The 11,291-nt window shown below is 64.9% G+C and carries 8 protein-coding genes and 1 riboswitch; of the genes, 7 read left to right on the plus strand and 1 reads right to left on the minus strand.

What is annotated here, in order from left to right:
- The first annotated feature begins 164 nt into the window (after window positions 1-164).
- The 7 genes from xdhA to UC34_RS16890 all read left to right on the plus strand — a co-directional run bounded on the left by xdhA (window position 165) and on the right by UC34_RS16890 (window position 10,515).
- A complete protein-coding gene (xdhA, locus tag UC34_RS16860; protein ID WP_044456457.1) occupies window positions 165-1,637 on the plus strand; it encodes a xanthine dehydrogenase small subunit in 1,473 nt (490 codons plus the stop codon).
- A gap of 12 nt (window positions 1,638-1,649) precedes the next feature.
- A complete protein-coding gene (xdhB, locus tag UC34_RS16865) occupies window positions 1,650-3,989 on the plus strand; it encodes a xanthine dehydrogenase molybdopterin binding subunit (RefSeq protein WP_044456458.1) in 2,340 nt (779 codons plus the stop codon).
- On the plus strand, window positions 3,989-5,077 hold the full coding sequence (xdhC, locus tag UC34_RS16870; RefSeq protein WP_044456459.1) for a xanthine dehydrogenase accessory protein XdhC: 1,089 nt from the start codon (window positions 3,989-3,991) through the stop codon (window positions 5,075-5,077). The genes xdhB and xdhC overlap by 1 nt, the downstream gene beginning before the upstream one ends.
- 100 nt (window positions 5,078-5,177) lie before the next feature.
- Window positions 5,178-6,218 carry an adenosine deaminase gene (locus UC34_RS16875; protein WP_044456460.1) on the plus strand — a complete coding sequence of 347 codons (1,041 nt, stop codon included), beginning with the start codon at window positions 5,178-5,180 and terminating at the stop codon, window positions 6,216-6,218.
- Window positions 6,219-6,643: 425 nt separating this feature from the next.
- On the plus strand, window positions 6,644-8,092 hold the full coding sequence (locus UC34_RS16880; RefSeq protein ID WP_237165133.1) for an NCS2 family permease: 1,449 nt from the start codon (window positions 6,644-6,646) through the stop codon (window positions 8,090-8,092).
- A 15-nt stretch (window positions 8,093-8,107) separates the two neighbouring features.
- On the plus strand, window positions 8,108-9,448 hold the full coding sequence (gene guaD, locus UC34_RS16885) for a guanine deaminase (RefSeq protein ID WP_044456461.1): 1,341 nt from the start codon (window positions 8,108-8,110) through the stop codon (window positions 9,446-9,448).
- Between the two features lie 312 nt (window positions 9,449-9,760).
- A riboswitch (yybP-ykoY riboswitch) is annotated at window positions 9,761-9,945 on the plus strand.
- Between the two features lie 12 nt (window positions 9,946-9,957).
- Window positions 9,958-10,515, plus strand: coding sequence for a TMEM165/GDT1 family protein (locus UC34_RS16890; RefSeq protein ID WP_237165134.1), 558 nt, complete (start codon window positions 9,958-9,960; stop codon window positions 10,513-10,515).
- Window positions 10,516-10,635: 120 nt separating this feature from the next.
- On the opposite strand, the gene UC34_RS16895 is transcribed toward UC34_RS16890, so the two are convergent.
- A complete protein-coding gene (locus tag UC34_RS16895) occupies window positions 10,636-11,226 on the minus strand; it encodes a DUF4136 domain-containing protein (RefSeq protein ID WP_167370668.1) in 591 nt (196 codons plus the stop codon).
- Window positions 11,227-11,291 lie beyond the last annotated feature (65 nt).

Below are 11,291 nucleotides of genomic sequence, written 5' to 3' on the forward strand. Positions count from 1 at the left end.
TTTATGACAATGGCGCGTCATCGGGGCGCCCGAATAGCCATCATCATGGCAGCGAAATATTTCCCCATGCCGCCGGTGCTATCTTCGGCGCATCCCTCTGCCGGCCGTTCCGATACAAGATACGCCCGGCCCTCCAGCCATCACACTGCACTACACTGAGAACCATGGAGACACAAGCCATCCGCTTCTTTTACCGCGGCAAGGTGCATGAGGTCACTGGCGAAGCCACGACCCGCACCGTGCTTCAGTACACGCGCGAAGCCCTGCACTGCACCGGCACCAAGGAAGGATGCGCCGAGGGCGACTGCGGCGCCTGCACGGTCGTGATCGGCGAGCTGGCCGACGATGGCGGCGTGGCGCTGCGTGCGGTCAACGCCTGCATCCAGTTCCTGCCCACGCTCGACGGCAAGGCCCTCTTCACGGTCGAAGACCTGCGCGCCGCCGACGGCACGCTGCATCCGGTGCAGCAGGCGCTGGTGGATTGCCACGCTTCGCAGTGCGGCTTCTGTACGCCGGGCTTTGTGATGTCGCTGTGGGCCATGTACGAAAATCGCCCGGTGCAGGCGGGATGCCCGAGCCGCCGCGAAATCGACGACGTGCTCTCCGGCAACCTGTGCCGCTGCACCGGCTACCGCCCGATCGTCGATGCCGCACAAAAGATGTTCGACCTGCCGCGCCGCGAATTCGATCGCAAGGCGCTGGCCGAACAACTCCAAGCGTTGCAGCGCGGCGACACCCTCACCTATGAACACGACGCTCAGATCTTCCACGCACCGCGCACGCTCGCCGAACTGGGCCGACTGCGCGCGGCTTACCCGGATGCCCGCCTTCTGGCCGGCAGCACGGACATCGGCCTTTGGGTCACGAAGCAATTCCGCGAGTTGAAGCATCTCATCTACCTCGGCCAGGTGACTGAGCTTCGAGAGATCTCGGAAGGTCCGGACGGCCTCTATATCGGTGCGGGCGCCCTGCTCAACGACGCATTCGACGCGCTCGTGAGGCACTACCCGGATCTGGCCGAATTGCGTCAGCGCTTCGCGTCGTTCCCGATCCGCAACGCGGGCACGCTCGGGGGCAATGTCGCGAACGGCTCCCCCATTGGCGATTCGATGCCCGCGCTGATCGTGCTCGGCACCCGCATCGTGCTGCACCGCGAAGGCGTCGTGCGTGAAATGCCGCTCGAAGACTTCTACCTCGCCTATCAGAAGACCGCACTCGAAGCGGGCGAATTCGTGCAGGGGATTCGCGTGCCGCTGCCAGCCGCCGCACAACGCTTTCGGACCTACAAGCTCGCCAAACGCTTCGATCAGGACATCTCCGCCGTGTGTGCCGCGTTCGCGCTCGAGCTCGACGGCGACACCGTGCGCTGCGCCCGTGTCGCTTTCGGCGGCATGGCGGCAACGCCCAAGCGCGGCAACGCCATCGAAGCGGCGCTGACCGGTCAGCCGTGGACGGAGGCCACCGTGCGCGCGGCCATGGCCGCCGTGCCGAGCGACTATCAGCCGCTGTCCGACATGCGGGCGACGAGCGCTTATCGTCTGGCCGGTGCACAGAATCTGCTGTATCGTTTTTTCCTGGAAACGCGCACCGACGCGCCGCTTGCGGCGCACGAAGTCAACGCGTTCGCCAACGTCTAACCGGAGCCGCCCATGAACACGCAAGTTGAAGGCTTCATGACGCAGACCGCTCAGACCGCCGCACAGGTCGGCCGCTCGCGCCCGCACGAGTCGGCCGAGCTTCACGTGGCCGGCGAGGCCACGTACACCGACGACATCCCCGAACTGCAAGGCACGCTGCACTGCGCGCTCGGCCCGTCGCCCAAGGCGCACGCCCGCATCCTGTCGCTGGATCTCGACGCCGTGCGTCGTGCGCCGGGTGTGGTCGCCGTGCTCACCGCCGCCGACATCCCCGGCGTGAACGACTGCGGCCCCGTCGTGCACGACGACCCGATTCTCGCGGACGGCATCGTCCAGTACATCGGGCAGCCGATGTTCGCCGTGGTGGCCGAATCGCACGACGCCGCCCGCCGCGCCGCACGTCTGGCCAGGGGCGAATTCGAAGACCTGCCTGCCATCCTCACGCCGCAAGCCGCCAAAGCCGCCGGCGCAGGCGTGATCCCGCCGATGCAACTGCGTCGCGGCGACGCCGATGCCGCCCTGCAGGCTTCGCCGAACCGTCTCACCGGCACGTTCGAATGCAACGGGCAGGAGCAGTTCTATCTCGAAGGCCAGATCTCGTACGCGATTCCCAAGGAAAACGACGGTCTGCAGATTTATTGCTCGACGCAGCACCCGAGCGAGATGCAGGCGCTGGTCTCGCACGCGCTGGGCTGGCATAGCCATCAGGTGCAGGTCGAATGCCGTCGCATGGGCGGCGGTTTCGGCGGCAAGGAGTCGCAGTCGGGCCTGTTCGCCTGCGTCGCCGCGCTGTGCGCGACGCGTCTGAAGCGGCCGGTGAAGCTGCGTCTGGATCGCGACGACGACTTCATGATGACGGGCAAGCGTCACGGCTTCTATTTCGAATACGACGTCGGCTTCGACGACGACGGCCGCATCACCGGCGCCAAGGTCGACATGACGTTGCGCGCCGGCTTCTCGGCGGACTTGTCCGGCCCCGTCGCCACACGCGCCATCTGCCACTTCGACAACGCCTACTACGTGCCGGATGCCGATCTGCGCGCCCTGTGCGGCAAGACGAACACCCAGTCGAACACCGCGTTTCGCGGCTTTGGCGGCCCGCAAGGCGCGCTCATCATGGAAGTGCTGCAAGACGCCATCGCGCGGCGTCTGGGCAAAGATGCCCTCGACGTTCGCCGGGTGAACTTCTATGGCAAGACCGAGCGCAACGTCACGCCGTACGGGCAACTCGTGAAGGACAACATCATTCACGAACTGGTCTCGGAACTGGAGCGCACCAGCGACTACCGCGCGCGGCGCGACGCGGTTCGCGCCTTCAACCGTACGAGCCCGGTACTACGCAAGGGGCTGGCGCTCACGCCGCTCAAGTTCGGTATCTCGTTCAACGTGCAGGCCTTCAATCAGGCCGGCGCCCTGGTGCACGTCTACCGCGACGGTTCGATGCTCGTGAACCACGGCGGCACCGAAATGGGTCAGGGCCTGAACACGAAGGTCGCGCAGGTCGTCGCCCACGAGCTAGGGGTGGACCTCTCGCACGTGCGTGTGACGGCCACCGACACGAGCAAGGTCGCGAACACCTCGGCGACGGCCGCGTCGACCGGCGCCGACCTGAACGGCAAGGCCGCGCAGAACGCCGCATGGCAGATCCGCGAGCGTCTGGCCACGTTCGCCGCGCAAAAGTACGGCGGCTCGGCCAAGGACGTGAGCTTCGCCAACGACATCGTCAGCGTGAACGGCAACGACATCCCCTTCCCCGAACTCGTGGAAGCCGCCTACTGGGCACGCGTGCAACTGTGGTCCGACGGTTTCTATGCCACGCCGGGCCTGTCATGGGACGCCAAGACGATGAACGGCAATCCGTTCTACTACTTTGCCTACGGCGCCGCGGTCTCGGAAGTGATGCTCGACACGCTCACCGGCGAGTGGCGTCTGCTGCGCGCCGATGTGCTGCACGACGCCGGCAAGTCGATCAATCCGGCGCTCGACATCGGTCAGGTCGAAGGTGCGTTCATTCAGGGCATGGGCTGGCTGACGACGGAGGAGCTGTGGTGGAACAAGGACGGCAGGCTCATGACGCACGCGCCGTCCACCTACAAGATTCCCGGCATCAGCGATTGCCCGACGGACTTTCGCGTCGCGCTGTATGAAAACGCCAACGTCATGGACTCGATCCATCGCTCGAAGGCGGTCGGCGAGCCGCCGCTGCTGCTGCCGTTCTCGGTGTTCAACGCGCTGCGCGATGCGGTGGCGAGCGTCAACGACTATCGCGACGAGCCGGTACTGAATGCACCGGCCACGTCCGAGGCGCTCCTTATGGCGATCACCGAACTTCGCAGCCGGAGCGCCGCCTGATGCACCGTTGGGTCGACGCCGCTCACAAGCTGCTCGTTCGCGGTGAAGCGGCCGTATTGGTGACGATCGCACGCGTGGAGGGTTCGGCGCCACGCGAAGCCGGCACCCATTTGCTCGTCACGCGCGAACAGGTATGGGAGACGATCGGCGGCGGTCATCTGGAATGGCGGGCCATGGATGTGGCCCGCCAACTGCTGCGTCAATACGGACATCAAGGTGCGCGACACGTCGAGCGCTTCGCGCTCGGCCCCAGTCTCGGGCAATGCTGCGGCGGTGCCGTCACCCTTGCCTTCGAAGTGCTCACGCTGGCCGATCTGGCCTGGGTGAGCGCGCTGCACAAGCGTCTGGCAGCCGGTCAAGCGAGCCTGCGCAGTGTGGCGTTCGGTGCGCCGGGAGCCGATGCGGCGGCCAGTCAGCAACAGGGCGGCCCGGTACTGCTCAGTGAGCTCGACGCCGACGAGCCGCTGGCGCATCCGCACACCCTCACCCGCGACGCCGACGATGCCGCGTGCTCCTTCTGGCAGGGCAGCGATGGCTGGTTGTGGCTGAGCGAGCGACTCGCGCCGAGCGACTTTCACATCGTGCTCTTCGGCGCGGGGCATGTCGGACAGGCCATCGTGCAGGTGCTGGCGACACTGCCATGCCGCGTGACATGGGCCGACGAGCGCACCGAGACGTTCCCCGAATCGGTGCCGCCGAACACTTCGGTCGAATCGACCGACACGCCCGAGGCAATCGTCCCCGAAGCGCCACCCGGCACATTTTTTCTGGTGATGACGCACAACCATGCGCTCGATCAACGCCTGTGCGAAGCCATTTTCAGGCGAGACGATTTCGCCTATTTCGGGCTGATCGGGTCGATGACCAAACGTCGGCAGTTCGAGCATCGCCTGCGCGATCGCGGTGTGCCGCCCGAGCGCTTCGCACAGATGATCTGCCCCATCGGCGTGGCGGGCATCACGGGCAAGGCGCCAGCGACGATAGCGATTGCGGTCGTCGCGCAGTTGCTGCGCGTGCGCGAGCAGCAGGTGCAGCAGACGCATTTGAGCGCACCGGCGCCGACACCTGACGACGGCGTCGCGGTCTGATCGCGCGCGCCCCGCTCACCTCACCCACGGTGACCGGATGACCGGCAAGCGCCTGCGACGGTAAAATCCCGCCCATTCCCCCCCTGAACCAGACATTTCCATGCCACTCACGCCAGAACTTGCCAAGACCCTTTGCGCCATGCCCAAGGCGGAACTGCATCTGCACATCGAGGGCACGCTGGAGCCCGAGCTGATTTTCCGGCTCGCCGAGCGAAACCGGGTGAAGCTCCCGTACCCCAGCGTGCAGGCCCTGCGCGACGCCTACGCCTTCACCGATCTCCAGTCGTTCCTGGACATCTACTACGCGGGCGCGAGCGTGCTGCTCACCGAGGACGACTTTTACGACATGACGCGCGCCTACATGGCGCGCGCGGCCGCCGATAACATCCGTCACACCGAGATCTTCTTCGATCCGCAAACGCACACATCGCGCGGCGTATCGATGGCGACCGTCGTCAATGGCATCGAGCGCGCGCTGGCCGAGGCCGAAACGCGCAACGGCATCACGAGCCGCCTCATTCTGTGCTTCCTGCGCCATCTGCCCGAAGACGATGCGCTGCAAACGCTGGAAACGGCGCTGCCGTATTTCAACAGCCATGGGCACCGTCTCGTGGGCGTGGGACTCGACTCGTCCGAGCAAGGCCATCCGCCCAACAAGTTCGCCCGCGTGTTCGAGCGCTGCCGCGCGCTCGGCCTGCGAATCGTGGCCCATGCCGGTGAAGAAGGGCCGCCCGAGTACATCCACGAAGCGCTGGACATGCTGCGCGTCGAGCGCGTCGATCATGGCGTGCGCGCCATCGAGGACGAGGCGCTGCTGGACCGTCTGGCCCGCGAGAAGATTGCGCTGACGGTGTGTCCGCTGTCGAACGTGCGTCTCAAGGTGTTCGACCACATGGGGCAGCACACGCTGCATCAACTGCTCAAACGCGGTCTTGCGGTGACGATCAACTCGGACGACCCTGCCTATTTCGGCGGCTACCTGAACGAGAACTTCCTTGCCACCTTCGACGCCCTCGACATGACGCTCGACGACGCTTACACGATGGCAAGGAACAGCTTCGAAGCATCGTTCATCGACGACAGCGAGAAGCGTCGACTGGTAGGAGAACTGGCGCAGTTCCGCGCCGCGCAGACCGTATGAATGCATGAACGTCGGACGGCCGGAAGGCCGTGACGGCTGCGACATAAGGCGCCGGGAAGGACTCTCGCCGCACAGCCCGCAAACGCCCGAATCACTCGGGCGTTTTTTTGTGTCTGCGCGGCCAGCATTGCACACCGGTTTGCTCCGGTTTGCTCCGGTTTGCTCCGGTTTGCTCCGGATGTCTCCGGATGTCTCCGGATGTCTCCGGATGTCTCCGGATGTCTCCGGTTGGCGCAGGGTGGCGCTGATCGCTTCCGATTCGCTCGCCACATTACCTCGCGATGATGTGGAACATTCCGCATGGGGAATATTTTCACCGGGACCCGATGCTATTTTTCGAGCGTGCCCTGCCGGACCTCCAAGGTGCCCCCACACCCATTGACCTCAGGCGCACTCAACATAGAACATATCGGAGACAACACCCCATGGACTCATCGCTCAGCCCCCCGGCGAGTAATGGCCTGCCCCCGGCCCAGACCTCTGCCGCCCCCGACGCGGCCCCCGATCACACGCGCGTGGCGGGCGCGCAACCGGCCTCCGTGCTTGACCGTTATTTCGGCATCACGGCGCTCGGCTCCACGTTTCGGACCGAAGTGATCGCGGGTATCACGACATTTCTTGCGGCGATGTACATCATCGTCGTGAATCCGGCGATTCTGTCCAAGACGGGCATGGGCTTCCCGGCGGCCCTCACCGCCACGGTGCTCATCAGCTTCTTCGGGAGCTGCGCGATGGGGCTCTACGCCCGCAACCCGGTTCTGGTCGCCCCCGGCATGGGCCTGAACGCGCTTTTCGCCTTCACGATGGTGCTCGGCGTGGGCATGCCCTGGCAGACAGCGCTCGGTTGCGTCTTCTGGTCGGGCATTCTCTTCGCACTGCTGGCCGCCCTCAACGTGCGACGCTTCGTCGTCGAAGCGATTCCGGCGAACCTGCGTTACGCGATTTCGTGCGGCATCGGCCTGTTCATTACCGTCATCGGTCTTGTCAATGCCAAGCTGGTGGTGAGCGATCCGGTGACGGTGGTGCGTCTGGCGCACTTGTCGCCGCCGACGGTCACCTTCCTCATCGGTCTGGCGCTCACGACCGTGCTCGTTGCCCGCCGCGTGAACGGCGCACTGATGATCGGCATCGTCGTCACCACCCTCATGGCCGTGCCCATCGGGCGGCTGTGGGGCGACGGCAGCGGGTACTTCCCCAAGGAAATCGCGACGGCCACGCTGGTGAACTTCCAGGGCTTCTTCGCCGCACCGGACTTCTCGGGCATCGGCCAGCTGGACCTGCTCGGCGCGCTGAAGGTGGCCTACCTGCCGTTCATCTTCGTGATGCTCTTCACTGCGTTCTTTGATACCCTCTCGACCTTCATGAGCATTGCCGAAGCGGGCAACATGAAGGATCGCGACGGCAACCCGCGCAACATGCGTCAGGCGATGATCGTCGACTCGTTCTCGGTGCTGATCTCCGGCCCGCTCGGCACGAGCCCGGCGAATGCCTACATCGAATCGGCGGCAGGCATTGCACAGGGAGGCCGCACCGGACTGACCGCCGTGGTTTGCGCGCTGCTGTTCCTGCCGTTCCTGTTTCTCTCGCCGATGCTCTCGCTGGTGCCCGCCATCGCCACCGCCCCGGCGCTGATTCTCGTCGGTGTGTTTATGATGGAATCCGTGGCGCGCATCGAATGGCACAGAATGGACGAAGCCATCCCGAGCTTCATCGCGCTCGTGATGATTCCGATCTCGTACTCGATTACCGACGGCATCGCCTACAGCTTCCTCGCGTTCGTCGTCCTCAAGCTGTTCACGGGACGCGTGAAAGAGATCAAGCCCGCGATGTGGGTCGTGGCAGCGCTCGCCGTGCTGCTGCTCACGCAAATGTAACGACAGAAGGCCCCGATGATGTCTACCGCAAACGAAGCCACGCAGGGCGTACGCGCTGTGCGTGCACAACTGGTCTACTTCACGCACGATCCCGCGCGTGCTTACCTCGACGGCACGCCGGGCACGGTGCACCACACCGACGGTATCGTCGCGTTCGAGAACGGGCGCATCGTCGCCGTGGGCGATTACGCCAAAGTGGCTCCCACGCTGCCCGTGGACACGCCCATCGACGACCTGCGCGACAAGCTCGTCACGCCGGGCTTCATCGACACGCATATCCACTATCCGCAGACGGACATGATCGCGTCGCCTGCGCCGGGGTTGCTGCCGTGGCTCGAGAAGTACACATTCCCGACCGAGCGCCGCTTCGAGAATCCGGAATATGCGGCGGACGTCGCCCGGTTCTTCCTCGACGAACTGCTGCGCGGCGGCACCACCAGCGCACTCGTCTATTGCACGGTGCACCCGGGCTCCGCCGATGCCTTCTTCAAGGAAAGCGACACGCGCAATCTGCGCATGGTCGCGGGCAAGGTGATGATGGACCGCAACTGCCCCGAGTTCCTTCGCGACACGGCCGAGAGCGGTGCGCGCGACAGCGAGGCGCTGATCCAGCGCTGGCACAACAAGGGTCGTCAGTTGTACGCACTCACGCCGCGCTTTGCGCCGACATCGACCGAAGCGCAACTCGGCGTATGCGGCGAACTCGCGCAACAGTATCAGGACGTGTTCATCCAGAGCCACGTTGCGGAGAACACCGACGAGGTCGAATGGGTCCGCTCGCTGTTCCCGGGCCATCGCAGCTACCTTGACGTCTACGATCACTACAAGCTGCTGCGCAAGCGTGCCGTGTACGGCCATTGCATCTGGCTCGATGAGCACGACCGTCGCCGCATGTTCGAGACGGGGGCCGTGGCGGCGCACTGCCCGACGTCGAACCAGTTCCTGGGCAGCGGTCTGTTCGACTTCGCCGCCGCGCAAGCTACGCGCATGCCGGTGACGCTCGCAACCGACGTGGGGGGCGGCTCGACCTTCTCGATGCTGCAGACGATGAACGAGGCGCACAAGGTGGCGCGACTGTCCGGCTACCATCTTTCGGCCGAACGCATGTTCTATCTCGCGACCGAAGGCGCGGCGCATGCACTGGATCTGCATGGCGCGATCGGCACACTGGCCGTCGGCGCCGAGGCCGATTTCGTGGTGCTCGATCCGAAAGCGACGCCGCTGCTCGCGCGTCGTACCGCACTGGCCGAGTCGCTGGAGGAATTGCTGTTCGCCTTCGCGATGCTGGGCGACGACCGCGCCATTGCCACGACCTACGCGGCTGGCAAGCCCGTGCATCGACGCACCGCGCACTGACCCTCGGTGGGTCGTCGGCGACCCAGTGCGTCTTAGTGCACTTAAGTGCACCTAAGTGCGCCTGAGCGCCTTCGGCAAGGGTTTGATGGCTTACGCGTGGGCGCGGATACGGCGCCTTGGCTCGCATCCGCTCCCACGCGGTCGCCGACCGTGCGCAAGGGGCATACGGTCGGGGATCTCCTTGGGCAGCCGCTGGCTGCCCTTTTTTGCTTTTTCCCCGGGTATCACGGCATCACAGGGGCACGGCGTCGCGGCTCCCCATCCAGCGAATGCCGCGCTTGCGCGAGTGCCGCTCGCCAGTGCTATAATCCGCTCCGATTCATTGGGGAGTAGCCGCCCTGTCATAGACATCTGTCTTCGGCGGGGGCGTACGTCAACAAACTTGGCCGGTTCCGGCTATGGCGTGCGCAGCCCTCGGGCCTGGCGAGACCGATGACGATGCTTCCGCCAACCGGGCCGGGATGCATTGTCATTGGCTCGCAATTACACGGCCCGGCGGAGAAAAAAAGGTGTCCCCCTTCCTCGTATCGACCGGTGTGGTCGCGCTTGCCGAAATCGGCGATAAAACCCAACTGCTGTCCCTCGTGCTCGCTGCGCGCTTCAAGAAGCCCGTGCCGATCATTCTCGGAATCTTCGTCGCAACGCTCGTCAACCACGGTTTTGCCGGCGCCGTCGGCGAATGGCTCTCCACCGCGATCAATCCCGCCATCATGAAATGGGCCGTCGTGGCCTCCTTCATCGGCATGGCGATCTGGATTCTCATTCCCGACAAGCTCGACGACGACGAGGCCGACACGCGCCGCAAGTTTGGCGTGTTCGTGTCGACCATCATCACGTTCTTCATCGCCGAAATGGGGGACAAGACGCAGATCGCGACGGTCATGCTAGCCGCGCGCTATCAGGACTTCTTCGGCGTCGTGGCAGGGACCACGCTCGGCATGATGCTCGCGAACGTGCCTGCGGTGCTCGTCGGCCACAAGTTCTCGGGACGCCTGCCCACGCGCGCGGTGCACGCGGTGGCCGCCGTGATCTTCCTCGTGCTCGGCATCGTCACGTTGATGCAGTAATGCCCCAACGGCGCGAGTGATCGGCCCGCAACCGGTCGAGCACTCGCGCCGTTGGTATGACCGCCGTTGGTATGGCTTATGGCGGGAACGCGGAAATGATGAGCAGACCTGCGACCGGACTTACTTACCGACCTTTTGCTGCACGTTGACCGTCTGCCCGCTCGGGAACGGCAATTGCCGGAGTGCCGCGTCGATCAGAAACGGCATGGCCGACGCCATCGAGGTACCGGCATCGCTCGTGTTGGCCTGCACGCGGTAGACCTCCTTGCCGCTGGCGCGGTCGGTGAACCGCAACTGCAAACCGGCGAGTGCGTACGGATAGTCGCGTTGCACATACGCGGGCGGCCCGGCGTAGGGATAGCCATACCAGCCCCATGGGCGGCCCCACGGCCCCCACGGGCCGGGGGCGAACATCGGATCGTACGCCGGCTCCGTCACGCGCATCATCTGCTGTTGAATGCCGTAGGTCATGCCGATCAGATAGTGCGCACTGGAAGCGCTCTGCTCGCTGAAGCCGTCCCCCGCGAGACGGTTGCGCAACCACTGCTCATAAGTCGCATGCTCCTGATTGTTCTGTTGCTCGGGCGTGCGCGTAAGCGCGTAGGTGCGGGGGCCTTCGAATCCCGGCGCGCTGCCGAACGCCGTCACCTGACTGGTGACCGTGCTGGCACACCCGGCCAGCCATACGCTGGCGACGGCCAATGTTGCCATTCCCCATCGTTTCCACATGATTTGCAACTCCCGAGATCGAACGAACACAGCGGCGGCCGACGGGG

Source organism: Pandoraea vervacti (genome assembly GCF_000934605.2).
Classification (GTDB): Bacteria; Pseudomonadota; Gammaproteobacteria; order Burkholderiales; family Burkholderiaceae; genus Pandoraea; species Pandoraea vervacti.